This window comes from Pseudacidovorax sp. NFM-22, from assembly GCF_021401245.1.
In the GTDB taxonomy this organism is placed as follows: domain Bacteria; phylum Pseudomonadota; class Gammaproteobacteria; order Burkholderiales; family Burkholderiaceae_C; genus Xenophilus.
This window is the reverse complement of the sequence record NZ_JACBFY010000002.1, coordinates 102,428-125,514: the sequence shown is the minus strand read 5'-3', so window position 1 is coordinate 125,514 and position 23,087 is coordinate 102,428. Positions and strand designations below refer to the sequence as shown.

Annotated in this window: 24 protein-coding genes; 17 read left to right on the top strand and 7 right to left on the bottom strand. The window is 71.5% G+C overall.

Annotation, left to right across the window (positions count from 1 at the left end; all coding sequences use genetic code 11):
- Positions 1-22: 22 nt before the first annotated feature.
- Together L0984_RS06270 and L0984_RS06265 are read left to right on the top strand one after the other, a co-directional pair.
- A complete protein-coding gene (locus tag L0984_RS06270; protein WP_234193701.1) occupies positions 23-1,417 on the top strand; it encodes an FAD-dependent oxidoreductase in 1,395 nt (464 codons plus the stop codon).
- On the top strand, positions 1,414-2,310 hold the full coding sequence (locus L0984_RS06265; protein ID WP_234192901.1) for an isocitrate lyase/PEP mutase family protein: 897 nt from the start codon (positions 1,414-1,416) through the stop codon (positions 2,308-2,310). Before L0984_RS06270 ends, L0984_RS06265 begins: the two co-directional genes overlap by 4 nt.
- 40 nt (positions 2,311-2,350) lie before the next feature.
- Here the strand turns inward: L0984_RS06265 and L0984_RS06260 are convergent, their stop codons facing one another.
- Complete coding sequence (locus L0984_RS06260) at positions 2,351-3,178, bottom strand: 2,3-dihydroxyphenylpropionate 1,2-dioxygenase (RefSeq protein ID WP_234192900.1); 828 nt, start codon at positions 3,176-3,178, stop codon at positions 2,351-2,353.
- A complete protein-coding gene (locus tag L0984_RS06255) occupies positions 3,171-3,479 on the bottom strand; it encodes a subunit of meta cleavage enzyme (protein ID WP_234192899.1) in 309 nt (102 codons plus the stop codon). Before L0984_RS06255 ends, L0984_RS06260 begins: the two co-directional genes overlap by 8 nt.
- A gap of 387 nt (positions 3,480-3,866) precedes the next feature.
- Here L0984_RS06255 and L0984_RS06250 point away from each other — a divergent pair, with 387 nt between their 5' ends.
- The 3 genes from L0984_RS06250 to L0984_RS06240 all read left to right on the top strand — a co-directional run bounded on the left by L0984_RS06250 (position 3,867) and on the right by L0984_RS06240 (position 7,556).
- Positions 3,867-4,991: an FAD-dependent monooxygenase gene (locus L0984_RS06250; RefSeq protein WP_234192898.1), complete on the top strand. Its 1,125-nt coding sequence runs from the start codon at positions 3,867-3,869 to the stop codon at positions 4,989-4,991.
- A gap of 137 nt (positions 4,992-5,128) precedes the next feature.
- Positions 5,129-6,181 (top strand): aromatic ring-hydroxylating dioxygenase subunit alpha, encoded by a 1,053-nt coding sequence (locus L0984_RS06245; RefSeq protein WP_234192897.1) that lies wholly within the window; start codon positions 5,129-5,131, stop codon positions 6,179-6,181.
- A gap of 70 nt (positions 6,182-6,251) precedes the next feature.
- Positions 6,252-7,556, top strand: a complete 1,305-nt coding sequence (locus tag L0984_RS06240) for an MFS transporter (protein WP_234192896.1) — start codon at positions 6,252-6,254, stop codon at positions 7,554-7,556.
- A gap of 40 nt (positions 7,557-7,596) precedes the next feature.
- On the opposite strand, the gene L0984_RS06235 is transcribed toward L0984_RS06240, so the two are convergent.
- The gene (locus L0984_RS06235; protein ID WP_234192895.1) at positions 7,597-8,634 is read right to left on the bottom strand and encodes a helix-turn-helix domain-containing protein; all 1,038 of its coding nucleotides are present in this window, start codon (positions 8,632-8,634) and stop codon (positions 7,597-7,599) included.
- A 168-nt stretch (positions 8,635-8,802) separates the two neighbouring features.
- On the opposite strand from L0984_RS06235, the gene L0984_RS06230 reads away from it, so the two are divergent.
- From L0984_RS06230 to L0984_RS06200, 7 genes are all read left to right on the top strand, one after another.
- On the top strand, positions 8,803-9,150 hold the full coding sequence (locus L0984_RS06230) for a YciI family protein (RefSeq protein WP_234192894.1): 348 nt from the start codon (positions 8,803-8,805) through the stop codon (positions 9,148-9,150).
- 129 nt (positions 9,151-9,279) lie between these two features.
- Positions 9,280-9,681 (top strand): YciI family protein, encoded by a 402-nt coding sequence (locus L0984_RS06225; protein WP_234192893.1) that lies wholly within the window; start codon positions 9,280-9,282, stop codon positions 9,679-9,681.
- Between the two features lie 27 nt (positions 9,682-9,708).
- A complete protein-coding gene (locus L0984_RS06220) occupies positions 9,709-10,248 on the top strand; it encodes an SRPBCC family protein (protein ID WP_234192892.1) in 540 nt (179 codons plus the stop codon).
- Positions 10,245-10,694, top strand: coding sequence for an SRPBCC family protein (locus L0984_RS06215; RefSeq protein ID WP_234192891.1), 450 nt, complete (start codon positions 10,245-10,247; stop codon positions 10,692-10,694). Before L0984_RS06220 ends, L0984_RS06215 begins: the two co-directional genes overlap by 4 nt.
- Positions 10,695-10,706: 12 nt before the next feature.
- Positions 10,707-11,111 carry a VOC family protein gene (locus tag L0984_RS06210; RefSeq protein WP_234192890.1) on the top strand — a complete coding sequence of 135 codons (405 nt, stop codon included), beginning with the start codon at positions 10,707-10,709 and terminating at the stop codon, positions 11,109-11,111.
- A 14-nt stretch (positions 11,112-11,125) separates the two neighbouring features.
- Positions 11,126-11,617, top strand: coding sequence for a VOC family protein (locus L0984_RS06205; RefSeq protein ID WP_234192889.1), 492 nt, complete (start codon positions 11,126-11,128; stop codon positions 11,615-11,617).
- 13 nt (positions 11,618-11,630) lie between these two features.
- A complete protein-coding gene (locus L0984_RS06200) occupies positions 11,631-12,896 on the top strand; it encodes an RNA polymerase sigma factor (protein ID WP_234192888.1) in 1,266 nt (421 codons plus the stop codon).
- Between the two features lie 33 nt (positions 12,897-12,929).
- On the opposite strand, the gene L0984_RS06195 is transcribed toward L0984_RS06200, so the two are convergent.
- From L0984_RS06195 to L0984_RS06185, 3 genes are all read right to left on the bottom strand, one after another.
- Positions 12,930-14,576, bottom strand: coding sequence for a histidine kinase famiy protein (locus L0984_RS06195; protein WP_234192887.1), 1,647 nt, complete (start codon positions 14,574-14,576; stop codon positions 12,930-12,932).
- Positions 14,577-14,760: 184 nt separating this feature from the next.
- Positions 14,761-15,303: a hypothetical protein gene (locus L0984_RS06190; RefSeq protein WP_234192886.1), complete on the bottom strand. Its 543-nt coding sequence runs from the start codon at positions 15,301-15,303 to the stop codon at positions 14,761-14,763.
- A 166-nt stretch (positions 15,304-15,469) separates the two neighbouring features.
- Complete coding sequence (locus tag L0984_RS06185; protein WP_234192885.1) at positions 15,470-16,396, bottom strand: LysR family transcriptional regulator; 927 nt, start codon at positions 16,394-16,396, stop codon at positions 15,470-15,472.
- A gap of 127 nt (positions 16,397-16,523) precedes the next feature.
- Here L0984_RS06185 and L0984_RS06180 point away from each other — a divergent pair, with 127 nt between their 5' ends.
- The 5 genes from L0984_RS06180 to L0984_RS06160 all read left to right on the top strand — a co-directional run bounded on the left by L0984_RS06180 (position 16,524) and on the right by L0984_RS06160 (position 21,419).
- A complete protein-coding gene (locus L0984_RS06180; RefSeq protein ID WP_234192884.1) occupies positions 16,524-17,426 on the top strand; it encodes a VOC family protein in 903 nt (300 codons plus the stop codon).
- 54 nt (positions 17,427-17,480) lie between these two features.
- On the top strand, positions 17,481-18,350 hold the full coding sequence (locus L0984_RS06175) for a fumarylacetoacetate hydrolase family protein (protein ID WP_234192883.1): 870 nt from the start codon (positions 17,481-17,483) through the stop codon (positions 18,348-18,350).
- The gene (locus L0984_RS06170; RefSeq protein ID WP_234192882.1) at positions 18,347-19,894 is read left to right on the top strand and encodes a bifunctional 3-(3-hydroxy-phenyl)propionate/3-hydroxycinnamic acid hydroxylase; all 1,548 of its coding nucleotides are present in this window, start codon (positions 18,347-18,349) and stop codon (positions 19,892-19,894) included. Before L0984_RS06175 ends, L0984_RS06170 begins: the two co-directional genes overlap by 4 nt.
- A gap of 75 nt (positions 19,895-19,969) precedes the next feature.
- On the top strand, positions 19,970-20,944 hold the full coding sequence (locus L0984_RS06165) for a Bug family tripartite tricarboxylate transporter substrate binding protein (protein WP_234192881.1): 975 nt from the start codon (positions 19,970-19,972) through the stop codon (positions 20,942-20,944).
- A gap of 46 nt (positions 20,945-20,990) precedes the next feature.
- Positions 20,991-21,419 carry a GlcG/HbpS family heme-binding protein gene (locus L0984_RS06160; protein WP_234192880.1) on the top strand — a complete coding sequence of 143 codons (429 nt, stop codon included), beginning with the start codon at positions 20,991-20,993 and terminating at the stop codon, positions 21,417-21,419.
- Positions 21,420-21,462: 43 nt separating this feature from the next.
- Here L0984_RS06160 and L0984_RS29935 read toward each other — a convergent pair whose 3' ends face one another.
- On the bottom strand, positions 21,463-23,082 hold the full coding sequence (locus L0984_RS29935; RefSeq protein WP_370645900.1) for an IclR family transcriptional regulator: 1,620 nt from the start codon (positions 23,080-23,082) through the stop codon (positions 21,463-21,465).
- Positions 23,083-23,087 lie beyond the last annotated feature (5 nt).

Below are 23,087 nucleotides of genomic sequence, written 5' to 3'. Positions count from 1 at the left end.
CGCTGCTGCTGCGCCGGACAGCATGGCCCGCGTGGTGGTCGAGCCCGGCTTCGAGGCCCCTGTACAGACCGACGTGCTCATCGTCGGAGCCGGCGCCTGCGGCCTCACGGCCGCGCTGCTGCTGGCCGACCTGGGCGTCGACGCCGTGGTGCTGGAGCGCGATGCGCAGCCCAGCGGCTCCACCAGCCTGTCTTCCGGCTTCATCCCGGCGGCCGGCACGCGCGCGCAACGCGCGCTGGGCGTGGACGACAGTGCCGAGCGCTTCGCCGAGGACATCCAGGGCAAGGCCCACGGCACCGCGGCCCAGGCCCTGGTGGCCGCCTACACCCAGGCCATCGCGCCGGCGCTCGACCATCTCGAAGCGCGGCACGGACTCCAATGGGAGGTGCTCACGGGCTTTCTCTATCCCGGCCACAGCCGCCACCGCATGCACACGCTGTCCGCCCGCACGGGCGTGGCGCTGGAGCAGGCGCTGGAGGCCGCGGTGGCGGCAGCCGGCGTGCCGGTGCTGACCGAGGCGCAGGCCACCGAGCTGGTGGTCGACGCCGGGCAGCGCGTGCTGGGCGTGCGTGCCCGCCGGCCCGACGGCAGCGTCGAGGCCGTGGGCTGCCGGGCGCTGCTGCTGGCCTGCAACGGCTATGGCGGCGCGCCTGCGCTGGTGCAGCGCTTCATTCCCGAGATGGCCGAGGCCACCTTCGGCGGCCACACCGGCAACGACGGCACCGCGCTGCACTGGGGCGAGGCGCTGGGCGCGCACCTGGCCGACATGCGGGCCTACCAGGGCCACGGCTCCTGGGCCGTGCCGCATGGCGTGCTCATGACCTGGGCGCTGATGGTCGAGGGCGGCGTGCAGATCAACCGCGAAGGCCGGCGCTTCCACGACGAGTCGCAGGGCTACTCCGAGGCTGCGTTGCATGTGGTGGCGCAGCCCGGCGGCATCGCCTGGGCCGTGTTCGACACGCCGGTGCATGCGCTGGCGCAGGGCTTTCCGGACTTCGTCGAGGCCGAGGCGGCGGGTGCCGTGCGGCGTGCCGATTCGGTGGCCGCATTGGCGCAGGTCATCGGCTGCGAGGCCGACGTGCTGGCCGCCACCCTGGGCGCCTGGACACCGGGCGAGCCCGACGCCTTCGGTCGCCGCCTGCCGCGCCGTCTCGAAGCGCCGTTCTACGCCGTCAAGGTGACCGGCGCGCTCTTCCACACGCAGGGCGGGCTGGACATCGATGCCCGCACCCGCGTGCTCGACGCCGGTGGCGCGCCGCTGCCCAACCTGTGGGCGGCGGGCGGTGCAGCCCGCGGCGTCTCCGGCAACCACGTCAGCGGCTACCTGTCGGGCAACGGCCTGCTCAGCGCCGTGGCGGGCGGCTACATCGCCGCGCACGACATGGCGGCCTTCCTGCGCACATCCACACCTGCATGACCGAGACAAGCTCTTCCACTTCCTCCTCCGGGCGCACCGGCCTGGCCGCGCGCCTGGCCCGGCCCGAGCCGCTGCTGTGCCCCGGCGTCTACGACGCCTTCAGCGCCCTGCTGGCCGAGCAGGCCGGCTTCGAGGCGCTGTACCTGTCGGGCGCCTCCATCGCGTACACGCGGCTCGGCCGCTCCGACATCGGGCTCACCACCTTCACCGAAGTCTGCGACACGCTCGCCCACATCACCGAACGGGTGCGCACGCCGGTCATCGTCGACGCCGACACCGGCTTCGGCAATGCGCTGAACACGCAGCGCACCGTGGCCGGCCTGGAGCGCGCCGGCGCCGCCATGATCCAGCTGGAGGACCAGGGCTTTCCCAAGCGCTGCGGCCACCTGGACGGCAAGACCGTGGTGCCCGTCGCCGAGATGCAGGGCAAGCTGCGCGCCGCGCTGGACGCGCGCCGCAGCGCCGACACGCTCGTCCTCGCCCGCACCGACGCGCTGGCCGTGGAGGGCTGGGACGCCGCCATGGACCGGGCCGAGGCCTACCTCGAATGCGGCGCCGACGCGCTCTTCATCGAGGCCCTGCGCACGCCCGAGCAGCTGGCGAAGGCCGCGCAGCGCTTCGCAGGCCGCGTGCCGCTGCTGGCCAACATGGTCGAAGGCGGCAAGACGCCGATCACGCCGGCCGACGAGCTGGGCCGGCTGGGCTTTCGCATCGTCATCTTCCCCGGCGGCACGGTGCGCGCGCTGGCGCATGTCATGCAGGGCTACTTCGCCAGCCTGCGCACGCACCAGACCACCGAGCCGTGGCGCGCGTCGATGCTGGACTTCGACGGGCTCAATGCCGTGATCGGCACGCCCGAGTTGCTGGCCCGGGGGCGACAGTACGAGGGCTAGGGCGCGCCGCCGGGCCCGCCCGCGGCCGGTGCACCTGCGCTCATGACTGTGCCGGCCAGGAGGCCAGGGCGATGCCCGTGTACCAGGTCGGCACGGCCTCGTAGAAGTGCGTGCGGCAGCCGCGTCCGCCGGCCGCGCCGTGCGCCACCAGCCAGTTGCGGATTTCCTCGGCGCCGTTGCCGGCTTCGTTCACATGGTCGGTGGCGTGGCGCAGCAGGGCCGCGGTGTCGCCGCCTTCCAGCAGCCTGAGCAACTCGCGGTCGAAGGCTTCGTTGACCATGCCCATGCGGGGCGTGGCCACGTCATGGCTGATGCCGCCTGTGGCCAGCACCGCCACGCGCACGTCGGCGGGGTAGGAGTCGATGGCCGACCGCAGCATGTGGCCCCACTGCAGGCTGCGCCGCATGGTGGGCAGGGGCGGCTGCACGCAGTTGATCAGCAGCGGCACCAGGCGCACCTTCTGCTCCAGCCCGGCCAGCAGCAGCGGGGTCAGCACGCCGTGGTCCAGCGTGAGCTGCATGGAGAACGAGGGATCGAAGTCGTGCTCCAGGGCCTCGCCCAGCAAGTGCGCCCCGAAGGCGGCGTCGCCTTGCAACGCCAGCCGCGGCGCCTTCAGCCAGTGCTCCGCCGGTGCCGGCCAGCGGCTTCCGGCGCCGATGCAGAACGCCGGAAAGTTGTCCAGGAAGAAGTTGTGCAGGTGGTCGTCCGAGACCAGCACCAGAACATCCGGTCGGACGGCGGCGATGGCTTCGCCCAGCGCCTTGAAGGCGTCGTACACGCGCTGGCGTGTGGCGTCGTCGACGGCCTCTGGCAGGTTGAGCATCACGGGGGTGTGGCTGGCGGCGAAGGCGCCGACGAACTCAGCCATGGGAAGCCTCCTCGCGCACATCGCGCAGAGACTGCAGGAACGCCTGCTCCGGCATGTGCACCCCCAGTGCGTGGGCACGCAGCAGATAGGGGTTGGCGCCGGCCAGATAGAGCGCGCCGATGGCGTTGTCGCGGATCTGCGCCTTGCGCTGTTGGGGAAGATCGATCGGGTCCATGTACCGCAGAGGGTCGGCCAGGTATTGCTGCAGATGGCCTTCCTTGTGGTGGACATCGAACAGCACGCGATTGATCCAGTAGCTTTCGGGCGTGGGCATGCTGAGCTGCCAGTTGCGCACGGCCATCACAGGCCCTCCTGCGCGTGGGCAAGCGTGGCGGGGCGCCGCGGGATCCCGGCATCGCCTGGGGCTGTGGGGTCGGTCATGTCCATGGGTCTTCTTGTCTGCGAGGTGGCCCCGGGCCTGACCTGGCTGGCCTGCCTTGGGGAATGCAGGCATGGTAGGAGCGGGCTTGGGCGCAGGCTTGCCTGCGGCTGCGCCCGGTCTTGACCGGGTGTGCGGGCGCCGGGCCTGCCGTGGCGTGCCGCGCCGCGTACCGAAACCGTCTCCGGGGCGTCGATTTGCCTGGGCCTGTCCTTGTTGTTGACCACGACGGGGCTTGGCCCTGCGCGGCGTTGACGCGGGGCCCTGCGGCTCCTTCCAATCGCTGCCATCGCAACAGGAGACAACCAGATGGGACAGCAACGAAGAGCGCTCATCGTCGGCGGTGGCATCGCCGGCATGGCCTCGGCCATCATGCTCGGCCGCATCGGCGTCAGCGTGAAGCTGATCGACCTGGACCCCGGCTGGCGCGTGTACGGCGCCGGCATCACCATCACCGGGCCGACCCTGCGGGCCATGAAGCAGCTGGGCATCTACGAGCAGGTGGCCGCGCAGGCCTACGTGGGCCATGGCATCCGGGTCTGCAACGTGGCCGGAATGCCGGTGGACGAGGTGGCCACGCCCATTGCGCCCGAGGCTGGTGTGGCCGGTTGCGGCGGGATCATGCGCCCCGTGCTGCACCGTATGCTGTCCGAGCAGGTCAGGGCGTCGGGTGCCGAGGTCGTGCTGGGCTGTACCGTCAGCGACATGGCCGACCACGATGGCGGCGCCCTCGTGCGCTGCAGCGATGGCAGCGTCGAGCGCTTCGACCTCGTGATCGGTGCCGACGGCCTGTTCTCGCGGGTGCGGCAGTTGCTGTTTCCGCATGCCGAGCCACCGCGCTACATGGGCCAGTATGTGTGGCGCACCGTCGCGCCACGGCCGGCTGGGCTGAACCAGCGGCATTTCTTTCTTGGCGGCCCGCACAAGGTGGGGCTGACGCCGGTCTCGGCCGACGCCATGTACATGTTCCTGCTGGAAGCCCGCACGGACCGCCAGAACGTCGCCGACGCCGACCTCGCCCCCACCTTGGCGCGGCTGCTGGCCAACTACGGCGGCCCGCTGCAGGACATCCGCGAGAGCCTGTCGGATCGCTCGCCGATCATCGTCCGCCCCTTGGAAGCCTTCCGCCTGCCCAGCCCCTGGTCGCGCGGCTGTGTGCAGCTGATCGGCGATGCCGCGCATCCCACCACGCCGCAGCTGGCTTCCGGCGCGGGCCTGGCCATCGAAGATGCGCTGGTGCTGGCCGAGGAACTCGCGGCGACGCGCGATGTTCCGGCCGCCCTGCGCCAGTTCATGGCGCGGCGGTATGCCCGCTGCCAGCTGGTCGTCGACAGCTCCTTCGCGATTGGCGACAAGGAGCGGGCGGGCGCGCCTGCGCAGGAGCAGACCGCCATCCTGGCGCGCAGCCTCGCCAGCCTGGCCGAGGAGATCTGAGTGCCGCAGCGCGCCCCCCGCGGTGTCGCCGGGGCGCGCATGCATGAACAAGTGGCGGTGCCGGCGTCGCGCACCGTGATTCGGAGAACGCGCACTCGCCAGGCCTCTGCGGAGGCCGACCCACGAAGGAGACAACTTTGACGTATGCAACCTCGGTCTGGTACATGGCCGCGTGGAGCGACGAGATCACCATCGGCACGCTGCGACATCGCAAGCTGCTGGACCAGGATCTCGTCCTGTTCCGCGACGACCAGGGCAGGGCGCACGCGCTGCACGACCGCTGTCCCCATCGCTTCGCGCCCTTGCATCTCGGAAACTGCACCGCGGCCGGCACCCTCCAGTGCAAGTACCACGGGCTGGAGTTCGACAGCCAGGGCCAGTGCGTGCACAACCCCCACGGAAACGGGAGCATCCCGCGCAACGCGCGCGTTCGCAGCTATCCGCTGGTCGAGCGCCACGGCATCGTCTGGGCCTGGTTCGGCGAGCCGGAGTTGGCGGACCCCGCCGCCATTCCCGACTATGGCCACGCCGATGCGGCCACGGCGTGGGTGGCGCGGCGCTACCTGCACGTCAAGGCCAACTACGTCCTCGAAACCGACAACATCCTGGACCTGAGCCACATCCAGTACCTGCACCCATCCACGCTGGGGACGGCCGCCGTGTCACAGGCCCAGACCGAGGTGGTGCTGGAAGGGGAGACGGTGTGGTGCCGCCGGACGATCCGCGGCGAGACCCCCTCGCCCTTCCTCGCCCGGAACTTCGGTCTGGCGCCGGGCGAGCCGGCCGATCGGTGGCTGGATGTGCGCTGGGACGCCGCTTCCAGCCTGCTGTTGCTGGTGAGCATGTCGGCGGCCGGAGCGGGGCGTGACCGCGGCCGGACCATCGCCATACCGCACATCTTCACGCCCGAGACACGCACCACCACGCACTACTGGTTCGCTTCCGCATTCAGCCGCGCCGATGGCGACGATGGCCAGGCCCGTGCCGACGCCCATGTCGAGGGCCTGCTGCATCCCTTCGCCACCGAGGACATGCCGATGCTCGAAGCCCAGCAAAGCCGGATGGGCGATGCCGACTTCTGGTCGCTGCGGCCGGTGCTGATGGCGACCGACGCTGCCGCCGTGCGGGCCCGCCGGCTGCTCGACACGCGGATCCAGCGCGACAACCAAGCCGTGGCGCTTCGTGCATGACGGGCTTCGTCCCAGGGCGAGCTCAAACGCTGACAAGGCCGCCGTCGTGGGCGGCACACAAAGGAGACTTATGAAAGCCGCATCCATCCTGACCCAGGACGTCCCCCACCCTGGAGGCGCCTCCTCCGGATTCGCCGCCCTGGCGCCTTCTTCCACCGAGGGCCGCAAGAGTTGGCTGGTTGCTCTTGCCGCCATGTACGGACTGATATTCGGCCCCAGCGCCATCCTGGTGACGGGCTTCGGCGTGCTCGCGGGGCCGGTGGCGCGCGGCTTCGGCTGGACGATGGGCCAGGTGTCGTCGGCCGTGAGCGTGATCGCGCTGTCCATCGTGGCGATCGCGCCGCTGCAGGGCTACCTGATCGATCGCTACGGCGCGCGGCGTGTCGTGCTGGGGTCGGTGGTGGCCTTTGCGGCTTCGCTGCTCGCCATGTCTTCCCTGCCGGCCGATCTGCTGGTCTTTCATCTGGCCTGGGGCCTGATGGCACTGGCCGCCGTCGGCCTGTGGCCAGCGGCGTACCTCAAGGTGGTCAGCGGCTGGTTCGACCGCCGCATGGGGCTGGCCATCGGAATCGCCAACGCCGGCATTCCGGTGGGCGCCGTCCTGGTGTCGCCCATCGCGGCCTACGTGATCGAGGGCTGGGGCTGGCGCACCGCCTTCATGGCGCTGGCCGGCTGCGTGGCGACGACCTTCCCCGTGCTCTACCTCGGCTTTCACGAGCGCGGCCAGCAGCGCGCTGCGGTCCGTGCGCCGTCGGGCGTGGGCGGCGCCACGGCCATGCGCGACCTCTGGCGCGACCACGACTTCCGTCTGCTGGTGGGCAGCTTCCTGCTGATCGGCTTCACCGGCACGGGCATGGTCGCGAACCTGGTGCCGCTGCTGATCGAAGCGGGGCTCACGTCGAAGGCGGCGGTCGGCCTGATGTCCGTGTATGGCCTGTCCTCGCTGGTGGCCCGCCTGGTGACCGGTGCGTTGCTCGACCGGATGTTCGCCAGCCGCCTGCTCAACGTCTTCGTGGCGGGCGCCCTGGCGGCCTCGCTGATCCTTGCGGCGCAGGCCAGCGGCGCCCTGCTGGTGGTGGCGGTGGTGCTGATCGGCTTCATCATGGGCGCCGAGTTCGACATCCTGGCCTACGTGCTGCGCCGCTACTTCGGCCTGGCGGTGTTCGGTCGCGCTTTCGGTGCGATCTTTGCGGTGTTCCAGTGCGGCGCGGCGCTGGGTGCGGCCTTTCTTTCGCTGAGCCTGCAGCGCTGGGGCAGCTACCGGCCCGGCATGCTGGCCTTTGCGGCGGCACTGGCGGCCTCCATGCTGATCGTGCACCGCCTGCGGCCCTACCGCATCAACGTGTTCGGACAGCCGGTCGACGCGCCCAGATGAGGCCTGCACCGCCCGGCGGGCGGTGCGGTCTCGCATCCTCTCAGGGTGCCGGAAGCGCAGGCGCGGCGTGCGCCTGCCGCCGGAAGTCGCGCGGCGATACGCCGTGGCGCTGCTTGAAGGCGCGGCTGAAGTGGGCCACGTCGTTGAAGCCCCAGTAGTAGGCGATCTCGCCGATGGACCGGGCCCGCAGGGCTGGCGACGCCAGATCGGCACGGCAATGCTCCAGCCGGTGCGACCACACGCGCTTCATCAGGGGCTCGCCACTGTCCTCGAAGAGCTCGTACACGTAGCGGGTCGACAGCCCGACCGATTCGGCAATGGTGCTGGCGTCCAGGGCACTGTTGCGCAGGTTGTCGCGCAGATAGTCCATGACCCGCTGCCGGTGGATCGCCCGGATGCGCGAGGGCGCGGCGTCGAGCTGGCGGGCGGTGGTGGCAAGCGCCGCACTCAGCGTGTGCGGCAAGGCGTTCGCCAGCTGGTCTGCCTGGTGCTCGTCCAGGCTGTCCGCACAGGCGAAAAGCTGGTCGACGAAGCTGGCGAACAGTCCGGCTGCGCCCTCGCGGCAGGGCACGGCGGTGGCCGTCATCGTCTCGGCCTCGGGCAGCACCCGCCGCAATGCATCGGGCTCAAGATAGATCGAGTGCGTGAAGATGTGCTCGGTCCGGATCGAGAAGGGGCGGGACGGATCCACGAGAAACAGGTCGCCTGCCGATACCGTGGAGGACCGGCCATCCTGCGACACATGCGCCGTGCCCTCCCGCTGCAGGGTCACCAGCCAGCGCGTCGGTCGCGTGAGCTGCTGCGAGCGCGTCAGGTGGGGTGAAAAGCGCAGCGCGGCGAATCGCAACTTGCGGCCGCAATAGGCGGTGATCTGGCTGCTGAACTGCGCTCTTTCGGGTTGCTCCACCGCGAGATCCACCGCGAAGAGCCGATGCATGGCGTCGGAAAACTGCAGAGGTCCAGGCTGGCCCTCGATCGAGATCTTCTGGTAGGGGCTCATGGCAGAACGCACGCGGTCATAGGCAAGCGCCGGATGGTGTTGGACGTCTTGACCAGCGTCAATGCCGAGAACCCGCACGGACGTGCCGCCAGCGCTTGTCTGGCTGCGCGGCTCGCAGCGCGGACGCCCGCCGTGATCGGCACACCCGGGTCCGCAGACGCTGCCGGCGCGCGCATTCGTGATGAGCGGCCCTGGCGCGCAAGCCCATTCAGAATGTCGGCCATCGTCCATTCCTGCGAGGCCGCCATGCCGCACATGCTCCTGATCGTCGAACCGCTGGGCCAGCGCGCCGGGCGCAGCCGTCCCGAAGGGGAGGCCGCGTACCAGCGCATGCTGGACTTCGGCGCCGAACTGCAGGAGGCCGGCCTGCTGATCGCCCGCGAGTCGCTGGGCACCGCCGCGCGGCGGCTCACCCGCCGGGCCCAGGACGTGCAGGTGCTGGACGGCCCCTTTGCCGAGGCCAAGGAGATGGTGGGCGGCTTCTTCCTGCTCGACACCGAGGACGAGGCCGTGGCGCTGCATTGGGCCGGGCGCTGCCCGGCCGCGGAATGGGCCACGGTGGAGATCCGCGGCGTGGGGCCGTGCTACGCCTGAGCCGCCGCCCGGCGGCTCAGGGGCGGATTGCTAGGTAGTTTCCCGGTATCTGTCGATTCCGGGCCGGCCGGATCGTCGTAGGCATGAAGGCAGCGAAAGGCGCTGCCGCCCCACCAGGAGAAAGCTGCCATGCGATTCATGATCCAGGTCCGCGCGACGGACACCAGCGAGCGCGGCGACAAGCCCGGCCCCGAGTTCGCCCAACTCTTCGAGGACATGGGCGCCTTCCACGAGGAGATGGCCCGCGCCGGCGTGCTGCTCGACGGCGCCGGCCTGCGCCCCAGCCGCCAGGGGTGGCGCCAGCGCTACCACGCCGATGGCCGGCGCGAGGTCATCGACGGGCCCTTCGCCGAGACCAAGGAACTGATCGCCGGCTACACGCTGATCCAGGTGCGCTCCGAAGAGGAGGCCCGCGCCTGGGCCAGCCGCTTCCCGGCCCCCTTCATCGGCATCACCTGCGAGATCGAGGTGCGCCGCTTGTACGAGGAGGCCGATTTCGGACCCGGCGGCGACATGGAGATCGGCCGCTGAGGCGGCCGTGCCGAGGAGTCGCCCGCCATGAGAATCGTCGTCTTCGTGTTGATCGGCCTGGCCGTGCTGGTGCTGGCCGTGTTGGCCTATGCCGCCACCCGCCCCGCCACCTTCTCGGTCGAGCGCCAGCTGCGCATCCAGGCCAGCCCCGAGCAGCTGTGGCCGCTGGTGAGCGAGCTGCAAGGCTTCAACCGCTGGAATCCCTACGCCCGCAAGGACCCGCAGATGCGCAGCCACTACAGCGGCCCGCCGACGGGCGTGGGCTCGCGCTACGACTGGGAAAGCAGCAAGGTCGGCACCGGCAGCATGACGCTCACCGGCCAGCAGCCCGGCCGCGCGGTCCAGCTGCAGCTGGACTTTCTGAAGCCCTTCGAAGGCCACAACCAGGCCGAGTTCCTGCTCGAGCCGGCGCCAGGCGGCGGCTCGACCGTGCACTGGCGCATGCACGGCCCGGCCAACCTGACCGGCCGCGTCATGGGCCTCTTCATCGACATGGACCGCATGGTGGGCCGCGACTTCGAGGACGGCCTGCAGAACCTGAAACAGATCGCGGAGGCCCGGGCATGAGCGACCAGCAACACAGCATCGACATCGACGCCACGCCCGAGCGGATCTGGGCCTGCCTGTTCGATCCCGTCGCCTTCCGCGACTGGGCCAGCGCCTTCTGCGAAGGGGCGCACTGCGAGGGCGACTGGTCGGAAGGCAGCCGCATGCGCTTCCTCGATCCCGACTGCAGCGGCATGGAGGCCGTCGTCGAGCAGCGCCGGCCGCCCGCCCATCTGAGCCTGCGCATCCTGGGCGAGTTGCGCGAGGGCCAGCCGACGACGCCGCCCCTGCCCGACGCTGCCCCGATGCACGAGCGCTATACCCTCGCCCCGCTTTCCGAGGGCGGCACCCGCCTGCAGGTGCGGCTGGAAGGCTGGAGCGACGAACATGCGGCCATGCTCGATGGCATGTGGCCGAAGGCCCTGCAGCGGCTCAAGGCGCTGGCCGAATCGCTGCCCACCCCCTGAAAGGAATCCACGATGCACAAGCAGATCTTCATCAACCTGCCCTGCAAGAGCCTGCCGGCCAGCAAGGCCTTCTTCGAGGCGATGGGCTACCGCTTCAACCCGCAGTTCACCAACGAGCACGGCGCCTGCCTGGTGCTGGGCGAGAACCTCTTCGCCATGCTGCTGACCGAGGACTTCGCGCGCGGCTTCACCGCCAAGCCGCTGGTGGATGCGAAGGCCGCCACCGAGGTGCTGGTGTGCCTGTCGTGCGAAAGCCGCGAGGAGGTGGACAGCCTGGTCGCCAAGGCGCGCGCCGCCGGCGCCGCGGTGCCGCGTCCGCCGCTGGACCATGGCTTCATGTACGGCCATGGTTTCGAGGACCTGGACGGCCACATCTGGGAACTGGCGTACATGAGCGGCATGCCGCCCGCACCCTGAGCAAGGAGATCGCCATGGAGATGCTGAACAAGCTCACGCCCTTCATCTGGTACCCGCAGGGCGCGGAGGACGCGGTGGCCCACTACCTGCGCGTCTTCGGCCCCGGCAGCGGCCGCGTGCTGCACACGCAGCACTGGGGCGAGAACGCGCCCGGGCCGGCCGGCACCGTCATGCTGCAGCACGTCGAGCTGCTCGGCATGCAGATGACGGCCTTCAACGGCGGGCCGCACTTCAAGCTCAACGAGGCCTTCTCGCTCACGGTGGCCTGCGAGGACCAGGCCGAGATCGACCACCTCTGGGAGCAGTTGCCCGCGGGCGGCGGTACGGCGCTCGCCTGCGGCTGGGTACGCGATGCCTGGGGCCTGTCGTGGCAGGTCATTCCCGCGGCCTGGTTCCGCATGGTCAACGACCCCGACCCGGCGCGGGTGCAACGCGCGTTCCAGGCCGTGTGGGGCATGCAGAAGATCGACCTCGCGGCCCTGCAGCGGGCCTACGAGGGCGCCTGATGACCTGATGCCGATGCCCCAGCGCCATGCCGACACCGCCGCCGCCACCTGGCGCATCGAGCGCGGCCGCCTCGTGGGCGCCGCAGCGAAGTTGCTGCGCGACCTCGACGAGGCCGAGGACTGCGCGCAGGATGCGCTGCTCGCCGCCCTCGATGCCTGGCCGCGCGATGGCCAGCCGGCCAACCCGGCAGCCTGGCTGATGACCGCCACCCGCCACAAGGCGCTGGACCGCCTGCGCCGCCGCGCCATGCAGGAGCGCGAGCATGCGCAACTGGCGGCCGACGACGAGGCCCTGGGCGCGCAGGTGGTGCCCGACTTCGCCGACCAGCTCGATGCCGCGCGCGACCAGGCCGAGATCGGGGACGAGCAGCTGCGGCTGATCTTCATCGCCTGCCACCCGGTGCTGCCGCGCGAATCGCAGGTGGCGCTCACCCTGCGCCTGCTGGGCGGGCTGGAGACGGCGGAGATCGCCCGCGCCTTCCTGCTGCCCGAGGCCACGGTGGCCCAGCGCATCGTGCGCGCCAAGAAGGCGCTCAAGGGCCAGCCCTACGAGCTGCCCGATGCAGAGGAGCGGGCCCAGCGCCTGGGCGCCGTGCTGGCCGTGGTCTACCTCATCTTCAACGAAGGCCACAGCGCCGGCAGCGGCGCCAGCCTGCTGCGCCCGGCCCTGTGCGACGAGGCGCTGCGGCTGGCGCGCCAGCTGCAGCACCTGCTGCCGCAGGAGGCCGAGGTGCACGGCCTGGCCGCCTTGCTGGAGATCCAGGCCAGCCGGCTGCCGGCCCGCCTCGATGCGCAGGGGCGCCCCGTGCTGCTGCCCGACCAGGACCGCCGGCGCTGGGACCGGCTGCTGATCCAGCGCGGCCTGGCGGCGCTGGTATCGGCGCAGGCGCTGGACCCGGGCGGGCCCTACACGCTGCAGGCCGCCATCGCGGCCTGCCATGCGCGCGCGGCCCGCGCCGAGGACACCGACTGGCGCGCCATCGTGGCCGGCTACGACCGTCTGCTGGCCCGCCATCCCTCGCCGGTGGTGGCGCTCAACCGGGCCGTGGCCCTGAGCTTTTCCGACGGGCCGGCGGCGGCGCTGCCACTGCTGGACGAACTCGCCGCCGATGCGCAGCTGCAGCGCTACCCCTACCTGGCCGGCGCGCGGGCCGATGTGCTGGAACGGCTGGGCCGCGTGGCCGAGGCGCGGGAGGCCTACCGTCTGGCCGCCGAACTCACGGACAACGAAGTCCAGCGCGCGTTGCTGACCGAGCGCATGAACCGTCTGGCCCTGTGATGGGCTGCGCGTGTGTGCGCCCGGGCCAGGCGCTCAACCGCCCACCGTGTGCGAACCCGTCGGCCCGTCCAGCACGTCGCGCACCTTGCGCGCCAGGTCCACCAGCCGGTAGGGCTTCTTGATGATCTCGAACTCCGCGGGCGCCACCGGGTCCAGGCTGCCCAGGTCGCGGTCGAAGCCGGTGGTCAGCAGCACGCGGGCCGAGGGCCGCAGCTTCTGGATCTCGCGCGCCAGGGTGTAGCCGTTCATGCCGCCGGGCATCACCACGTCCGAGAAGAGCAGGTCCGGCTGCTCGAAGGGCGCGAGGCTGCGGAACAGCGTGAGCGCCTCCTGCGCCGAGGTGGCCATGCGCACGGTGTAGCCCAGGCCTTCCAGCATCTCGCGGGCGAGCAGGCCGACCTCCTCGCGGTCCTCCACCAGCAGGATGCGCTCGTCGCCGCCGCGGTAGTGGGCCTGCACGCCGCGCACCGCGGCGGTGGGCCGCGCCTCGACGGTGGGGAAGTACATGCGCACCGTGGTGCCCATGCCCACCTCGGAATAGAGCGTCACCGTGCCGCCCGACTGCTTGACGAAGCCGTACACCATCGACAGGCCCAGGCCGGTGCCCTTGCCTTCCTCCTTGGTGGTGAAGAAGGGGTCCATCACGCGGCCGAGCAGCGCCTTGTCGATGCCGTGGCCGGTGTCGGTGACCGACAGCGTGGCATAGCGGCCCGGCGGCAGGCCGGCGAAGGCCGTGGCGTCGTCCTCGCCCACCTCCACGCTGGCCGTCTGAAGCGTGAGCGTGCCGCCCTCGGGCATGGCATCGCGCGCGTTGACCAGCACGTTGAGCAGCGCCACCTCGAGCTGCGTCGGGTCGAGCTGGCAGTTGCCGATGTTCTCCTCCAGTCTGAACTCCACGCGGATCTGCTCGCCCAGCGTGCGCACGGCCAGGTCGGTCATGTCCTTGGTCACGGCATTGAGGTTGATGACGCGCCCGCGCAGGCTCTGCTTGCGCGAGAAGGCCAGCAGCTGGCTGGTGAGCCTGGAGGCCTTGCTCACCGCCTCGCGGATGTTCTCCACGCCGCGGCGCACATGCTCGGGGTCGAGCTTGTTCATGCGCCCGCGCAACTCCAGCAGGTCGAGGTGGCCCGACATCACCTGCAGCAGGTTGTTGAAGTCGTGCGAGATGCCACCGGTGAGCTGGCCCAGCGCCTCCATCTTCTGGGCCTGGGCCAGGCCGTCCTCGGCATCGCGACGCCGGCTCACGTCCAGCTGCGAGGCGAAGAAGTACACCAGTTCGCCGTTCGGGTTGAAGACCGGCGAGACGAACAGCGCATTCCAGAAGGTGCTGCCGTCCTTGCGGTAGTTGAGCAGCTCGATCTGCACCTCGGTGCGGCTCTCGATCGCCTCGCGGATCACGGCGACCGAGGCGCGGTCGGTGCCCGGCCCCTGCAGGAAGCGGCAGTTGGTGCCCATGATCTCTTCCGGCGTGTAGCCGGTCATCGAGAGGAAGGCGCGGTTGGCGAAGACGATGGGGTTGTCGGGCTGCCGCGGGTCGGTGACCAGCATGGGCATGCGCGTCATCTCGATGGCGGCGAAGAAGATGTCGTCCTTGTGGTCCTGCACCTCGCGTGGGCCGCCTTCGGCACGCACGGGCTTGCGGTCATCGTTGAAGGGGGGCTTTTCGGGGGTACGGGTCACGGGCGGGGCCTCCGCGGATTGCGTTGCGGCGGGATCGTCCGGCGGACGAGGGCGCAATCCGTGTAGGACGGCAGTCAGAGCCGCCGTCTGGCGACCGGGTCCTACGGCCGCGCGGCGTGGCGGCCGAACCCAAACGTCGGCGCCCGCGCGCTTGCGCGGGGCTGGCGGGTGCGCGGGGGTGGCCTCAGCCGGGCATGCCCAGCCGCGTGCGCACCGCGGCGGCGTCGGGCAGGAACTCGATGCCGCGCACCGTGCCCTGGTCGAGCACGAGCAGGGTCAGCGTCCCCGCCTTGCGCGGCAGGGCGGCCGTGATCTGGGCATCGCGCACCAGGCCGACCGGGAAGGGCAGGTCGCGCATCTTGGGCAGCGCGAACATGCGGGTGATGACCGCCGGCATGCCGCTGATGTCGGCCAGGTACACCAGGCGCTGCTGGGCCAGCACCTCCGGATGCGCCTTCAGGGCCTCGGTGGCGACATCGCCCGCCGCCTTGTCGGCCGCGAAGAGCACCAGCCGGGTGCTGGCGTCCACCACCACGGGGCGGTCGAACTGGTCGTTGACCGAGAGGGGCGGCAGGGCGCTGCCCACGGCCAGCTCGGCCTCCGCGGCGCTGGCCGCGGGCAGCAACGCGACCGCGAGCAGCGCAGCGCCCGCGCGCAGGGCGTGGCGACGGGTGGCCGCTGCGTCCAGGGCCAGCGGAAGGGAGGAGGGGGTGGATCGTTGGGTCATGCGAAAGGACAGAGGGGAGGTGCGGGTGCGGGCAGGCCGCAGAGGCAAGGCCGCCCAGCATAGGCGCCCGGCCCTGCCCCAACCTGAATGGCCCCGCGGCGCCTGTCAACGCCGAGTGCGCGTGCTTCGGCAGGACGCGCGGACCTGACGGATTCGTCCAGCCTTCTCAGGCCGGCAGTCGCGCCCCGGCCTCGCGCCGGTTGACCTCGTGGAACAGCCCGCGCAGCCAGCGGTTGGCGGGGTCGTTCTGCATGCGCCGGTGCCAGAACTGCTGCACCTGCAGCGGCGGCGGCTTGAAGGGCAGGGCCAGCGTGCGCAGCGGGATGTGCCGGCCCACGGCAGTGGCGATGTCCTGCGGCACCGTGGCCACCAGCTCGGTGCCGGGCAGGAGGGCCAGCAGGCTCATGAAGTGCGACAGCTCCAGCGTCACCTGCCGCTGCCAGCCCTTGGCGTCGAGGAAGCGCTCCAGCAGGTGCTCGCGGCCGTCGGGGCGCACCACCACGTGCCGGGCTGCCAGGTACTGCTTGAGCGTGAGCCGTTCGCCCAGCGCCGTGTTGGCGGCGCTGGTGATGCATTCGTAGGTGGTGGTGAACAGCGACTGCTGGAAGTAGCCCGCCTTCTGCAGGTCCGGAAAGAAGCCGATGGCGAGGTCGGCCTCGCCCTTCTCCAGCGCATCGGCCGCCGCGGCCCGCGCGCGCGAGACCGCATGCAGCCGCACCCCCGGCGCCTCGTGCTGCAGCCGGCGCAGCACGCCGGGCAGGAAGGCCACCTCGCCGATGTCGGGCGTGAGCACGGTGAAGCTGCGCTGCGCCTGCGCGGGCTCGAAGTGGGGCGACTGCAGGATCTCCTGCTGGATGGTCTGCACCACCCGCCGCACCACGGGCGCCAGCTGCTGCGCCCGTGGGGTGGGCTCCATCTGCGCGGCGGTGCGCACGAACAGGGCGTCGTCGAACACGCCCCGCAGGCGGGCGAGCGCACCGCTGGTGGCCGACTGGCTCAGGCCCATGGCTTCGGCCGCACGGTTGACGCTGCGCGTCTGCATCAGGGTGTCGAACAGAACGAGCAGGTTGAGGTCGACCGAACGGATATCCATGAAACCGATTTTAGGAATCGGCCGGATCGTCTGTACAGGATCGGGACCGCTTCCTACGATCCGCCGCAACAGCAACGACGCTGGCTGCCCGTTCCGCAAACGGCGGCCGCGCGATGGAGACAAGACCATGAGTTCCCCTTGGATCGAGGGCCTGCGCAGCGTGGCCCTGTTCGTGCCCGACCTCGCCCGTGCCGAGGCCTTCTACACCCAGACCTGGCACCTGGCCGTGGCCCACCGCGGCGAGGGTGTGCTCTACCTGCGTGGCACCGGCGACGACGCCTACCTGCTCGCCCTGCACCAGGGCGGCGATGCGCCGCAGGTGCGGCAGGTGACGCTGCGCGCCCGCAACCGCGAGGCGCTCGACACCTTGTGCGAGACGGCCGTGGCGGCCGGCGGCACGTTGCTCGCTGAGCCGCATGCGCTGACCAAGGACCCGGCCGGCGGCATCGGCATGAAGTTCAAGGACCCGCATGGCCGCGTCTTCCAGGTGGTGCACGGCGACGCGCGCCGCGAGGCCGACCCGCCCCAGGCCGATATGCCCATCCGCCTCACCCACGCCGTGCTCAACAGCCACGCGGTGGACGACACCAAGGCCTTCTTCGAGCAGGCGATGGGCTTCCGGCTGGCCGACCGCACCGGGATCATGGCCTTCATGAACTGCAACCGGGACCACCACACCCTGGCCATCGGCATCACCGACAACGACGCGCTCAACCACATCGCCTTCCTGATGCCGGACTTCGAGTCGGTGATGCGCGGCGGTGGCCGCATGAAGGACGCGGGCCACCCGATCCAGTGGGGCCCCGGCCGCCACGGCCCCGGCAACAACCTCTTCAACTACTTCATCGATCCCTTCGGCGTGGTCATCGAATACACGGCCGAGGTGGAGCAGGTGGACGACAGCTACGTCTCGCGCGGGCCCGAGCACTGGAAGTGGCCGCCCGGCCGCATCGACCAGTGGGGCATCGCGCCCATGCCCGGCCCCGAGCTCAAGGCGGCGCAGCGGCAGGTGATGTTCGCGCCGGCCTGAGCGGCACCCGCGCCTTTTCTCTTTTCCTTCTCTCTTTCTCCTGCACGGCGTTCCATGAAGTTCACCACCTACCTGCGCGATGGCGCACCCCGCCTGGCCCTCGTCGAGGGCGACATGCTCATCGACCTGAACGATGCCGACGGCCGCATTCCGTCCGATCTGCGCGCCGCCCTGGCCGCCGGCATCGACCTGCCGGCCCTGGCCGCCGCCTGCGCCAAGGCCGGCGCCGCCCGTGTGCCGATGGCCGGCGTGCGCCTGGCGCCGCTGGTGCCCGAGCCGGGCAAGACGGTCTGCCTGGGCCTGAACTACTTCGACCATGCCAAGGAAGGCGGGCGCGAGAAGCCGGACTACCCCTGGTTCTTCTTCCGCGGCGCCAGCTCGCTGATCGCCCATGGCGATGCCGGCGTGGTGCCGCGCGTGTCGGCCCGCTTCGACTATGAAGCCGAGCTGGCCGTCGTCATCGGCCAGCGCGTGCCGCGGCATGTAAAGGAGGCGGATGCGCTGCAGTACGTCTTCGGCTACGCCTGCTTCAACGACATGAGCGTGCGCGACTACCAGAAGCGCACGCCGCAGTGGACCATCGGCAAGAACTTCGACGCCACCGGCGGCTTCGGCCCGGTGCTGGTCACGGCCGACGAACTGCCGCCCGGCGCCGTGGGCCTGCGCATCCAGGGCCGCCTCAATGGCGAGGTCATGCAGGACGCCAACACCACCGACATGATCTTCGGCGTGGCCGAGACCATCGCGCTGCTGGCCGAGGTGCTCACGCTGGAGCCGGGCGACGTGATCGTGATGGGCACACCCGCCGGCGTGGGCCAGGCGCGCACGCCGCCGGTGTGGATGAAGCCCGGCGACACCTACGAGGTGGAGATCGAGCGCGTGGGCCTGCTGGCCAACCCCATCGTCGCGGAAGCGCAGGCATGACGACCCCGCCCGTCTACGACGTCGCCATCGTCGGCTACGGCCCGGTGGGGCAGGTGGCGGCCGGGCTGCTGGGGCAGCGGGGCTTCAAGGTCCATGTGTGCGACCGGCTGACGGAGGTCTACCAGATCCCCCGCGCCATCGCGCTGGACCACGAGATCATGCGGGTCTTCCAGCAGCTGGGCGTGGTGGAGGCCATCGCGCCCTTCACCGAGCCCTTCTCCAACTCGGAGTACTTCGGCGTGGACGGGCAGCTCATCCGGCGCATGACCATGCTGCCGCCGCCCTATCCGCAGGGCTACACGCCCTCGCTGGTCTTCACCCAGCCGCCGGTGGAGCGGGCGCTGCGCGAGCGCGTGGCCCGCCTGCCCAACGTGACGGTGGAACTGGGCGTGGAGATGACCGGCATCGCGCAGGACGGGCAGGGCGTGCAGCTCACGCTGCAGCGCGAGGGCCGCAGCCACACCGTGCAGGCCCGCTACGCCATCGCCTGCGACGGCGGCAGCAGCGGTGTTCGCACCCAGCTGGGCCTGCCGCTGGAAGACCTGGACTTCGACGAGCCCTGGCTGGTGGTCGACGTGCTGCTCAACGAGGCCGGCATGGCCCGCCTGCCCGCCGTGAGCGTGCAGTACTGCGAGCCCGAGCGGCCCTGCACGCTGGTGCTGGGCCCGGGCAACCACCGGCGATGGGAGATCTCGCTCAAGGCCGGCGAGGACCCGCGCGAGATGGCCACGTCCGAGGCCACCTGGCGGCTGCTGTCGCGCTGGATCGGCCCCGAGCATGGCGAGCTGTGGCGGCAGGCCAGCTACCGCTTCCATGCGCTGGTGGCGGCCGACTGGCGCCGAGGCCGCGTCTTCCTGGCCGGTGATGCGGCTCACATGCAGCCGCCCTTCCTGGGCCAGGGCATGTGCCAGGGCATCCGCGATGCGGCCAACCTGGCCTGGAAGCTGGGCGCGGTGCTGGCCGGCGAGGTGCAGGGCCAGGCGGCCGAGGCGCTGCTGGACAGCTACGGCCACGAGCGCCGCGCCCATGTGCGCGAACTCACCAGCCGCATCAAGCACGTGGGCGCCGTGATCTGCGAACGCGACACCGACCGGGCCCGCGAGCGCGACCGCCGCTTGCTGGCCGAGGCCGGCGGGCAGGTGCGCGACACGCCGCGGCAGGACATCCTGCCCGGGCTGGAGACGGGCCTGCTGGCGCAGCAGTCCGCCAGTGGCCGCGGCAGCCTGTTTCCCCAACCCTGGCTGCGCACGGCGCAGGGCCCGCAGCGCATGGACGTGCTGCTGGGCCACGGCTGGCGCCTGGTGCTGGCGGCTGGCGTGCCGCAGCCCGAGGGCGGCTTCGACGGCCTGCGCTGCCTGAGCCTGGGCGAGCAGCCCGAGACTGAAGGCGTGGTGCGCGACTGGTTCGCGCGCCATGGCACGGTGGCCGCGCTGGTGCGGCCCGACCACTATGTGTTCGGCACCGCCGCGCGGGCCGAGGACATCGGCGCCCTGCTGGACGAGGCCGCCACGCGCCTCGGCCTGACCACGGCCTGCGCCGCCTGAGCGCGCCCTGCCGCAATGCCACGGGCAGGCTGACGATTCGACGACGACAAGAACCACAGACGGAGACAACGCACCATGAACCGACGCCAATTCCAGCAGGCCCTGGCCGCCCTGGCCCTGCCTTTCGCCGCACCCGCGGTGCGGGCCCAGTCCTGGCCCGACAAGCCCGTGCGCTTCGTGCTCTCGCAGCCCGCGGGCTCGGGGCCCGACATCCTGGCGCGCCAGATCGGCGACCAGCTTTCGCGCCTGTGGCAGCAGGCCGTGATCATCGACAACCGCCCGGGCGGCCAGAACGTGATCGGGGCCCAGGTGGCGGCCCGCGCCGCGCCCGACGGCTACACGCTCTACTACGCCACCACCGCGGCCATGGTGACCAACGTGTTCACCTTCAAGTCGCTGCCCTACGACCCGGCGCGCGACTTCGTGCCGGTGCGGCTGGTGGGCCGCAGCCCCTTCGTGCTGGCCGCTGCGGCCAGCTTTCCGGCCAAGGACCTGCCCGACCTCATCGCCCGCGCCAAGGCCCAGCCCGGCCTGCTGGCCGCCGGCACCGAAGGGCCCAAGACCTTCTCGGGCATGGTGCTCGACAGCATGGCCGCCACGGCCGGCATCAAGCTCAACCAGGTGCCCTACACCAAGGCGCCCGAGGCGCTGCAGGACCTGCTGGGCGGCCGGCTGCAGCTGGTGTGCCTGCCCGAGGCGGCCCTCACCGCCTACCTGCAGGGCGGCCAGGTGCGTGCGCTGGCCGTGAGCACCGCCAAGCGGCTGCCGCAATGGCCGCAGGTGGCCACCATGGGCGAAACGCTGCCGGGCTTCGAGTTCACCGGCTGGAACGGCGTCTTCGCGCCAGCCGGCACGCCCGCTGCGGTGGTGACCCGCATCAATGCCGACCTGGACAAGGTCATGGCCCAGCCCGAGATGGCGCAGCGCCTGGCCAGCCTGGGCACGATGGCCGAAGGGCCCATGAGCCCGGCCGAGTTCGCGGGCTTCATGAAGTCCGAGCGCGAGCGCTGGGCCGTCGCCGTGAAGGCCATCGGCCTGCAACCCGAGTGAGCGCCGCACACGGACAGCCCGCGCCGAGACGGAGACCTCTTTCGCCATGACCGCTTCCCTCACCCTCGACCAGGCCCAGCGCCTGCTGGCCGCTGCCCTTGCGCGTTCGCGCGAACGCGGCTTCAAGCCCATGGCCGTGGCCGTGCTCGACGGCGCCGGCCACCTCAAGGCCTTCGCCGGCGAGGACGGCGCCAGCATGTTCCGCTTCGATGTCGCACGGGCCAAGGCCTGGGGCGCCGTGGGCATGGGCGTGGCCAGCCGCGCACTGGCCGAGCGGGCCCGCGACAACCCCAACTTCTTCGTCTCGCTGTCGGCGACGGCGCAGGGCCGCTTCCTGCCGCAGACCGGCGCCGTGGTCATCAAGGACGCGTCCGGCACGGTGATCGGTGCCGTGGGCGCCAGCGGCGGCACCGGCGACGAAGACGAGCTGATCTGCATCGCGGGCGTGGAGGCCGTCGGGCTGCAGTGGGGCTGAGCGCCTGAGCGCGGCGGCCTGAAGATCCGCGCCGCAACCTGCCTCAGTCGGTGGCTTCGGCGCACTCCAGCGCGGCCACCGTCTCGCGCAGCCAGCCGCCGATCTGCGCCAGCCGCTTCGGGTCGGCGGCCTGGGCGCGCAGCACGCCGCAGTTCATCACATAGTGCAGGCCCTCGATGGGGCGGCCGAAGGGCACGGCCATCGCCACGATCTCGGGCCGGAAGTCGGCGGAGCTGCACCAGCCCTGGCGCCGGCAGTCGGCCATGGCCGCGCTGGCCGCCGGCCACAGCTGCGCGAAGGCCTCGGGCTGGGCCAGGCGCAGGCGGTGCAGCAGGGCTTCGCGCGCAGGGCGGTCCACGCTGGCCAGCCAGGCCCGGCCCATGGCCGTGTGCAGCATGGGCATGGGGGCGCCGGTGTCGGGTGGCAGCAGGCGTGCGTCGGTCTGCCAGGCGGTCTCGACATAGACCATGCTGGTCTCGTGCGGCAGGCCCAGCGACACGGCGCCGCCGGTGCGCGCGGCCAGTGCCAGCATGGCCGGCCGGGCACGGCGCCGCAGCGGCAGGCCCGACAGCATGGGATAGGCGGCGGCCAGCACGGCCGGCGCCAGGCGGTAGCCGGCCGTGGCCTCGTCGCGCCGCAGATAGCCGCGTTCCATCAGCGTGTGCACCAGCCGCTGCACGGTGTTGGGCGCGAGCCCCAGTCGCCGCGCCAGCGCGCGGATGCCCAGCGCGGGCTCGCCGGGCGCAAAGCTGCGCAGCAGGTCGATGCCATGGGCCAGCGTGCGGGCGAAGCCGCCGTCGCGCGGATCGTCCTGCGCGGCCGCCGGTCCGTGGCCCACCAGCCAGGCGGGCGCAGGCGGCATGGCTGGTGGCTGGCCCGCGCCATCGCGCAGCAGGGCACGCTGCCAGTCGGCCTCGATGGTGCGTGCCAGCTGCACGAGGCGCGGGCCGATCTCCCGCTGCAACGCGCGCGGCGCCAGCCGGCGCGCGGGCAGGCCGGCGTTGAGCAGCAGGTGCTCGCCCTGCAGCGTGATGCGCAGCGGCACGGCCACTGCGTGCACGTCGGGCAGCCAGTCGCCTTCGGAATGGCAGAAACCTTGCGCGGCCCACTGCCGCTGGGCTTCGCGCAGCACGTGGTCGAAGCGGCTGGCTTGCGCGCCGTCCACGGCGGCGAGCGCCACGCGGGCTGCTTCGCGTTCCGCTGGTGTCGCCGTGGCCAGCCAGGCGCGGCCGATGGCCGTGTCCAGCAGAGGCAGCGGTGCGCCCAGGTCGGGCTGGAAGGTGAGGGGGTCGTTGTTGCGCCAGGTCTCCACATAGACCATGCGGTGCCGGTCGCGCACGCCCAGCGACACCGAGGCGCCCAGCGCATCGGCCAGCTGCTTCATCGGCAGCCGGGCGATGCGCCGCAGGCCCAGTTGCGCCAGCAGCGGATAGCCCAGCGTCAGCGCGCCGCTGCCCAGCCGGTGGCCGCGGCCTTCGCCAGCGGGCACCACGAGCCCGCGGCTGGCCAGTGTGGTGGTGAGCCGGGTGATGGTGGCGCGGGCGAGGCCGGTGCGCTGCGCGAGGGCCGCATTGCCCAGCACGGCGGGCGCGTCGGCAAAGGCCTCCAGCACGTCCAGGCCGTTTGCCAGCGTGGTGGCGAAGCGCGGGTCGGTGGTCGGCATGGGGG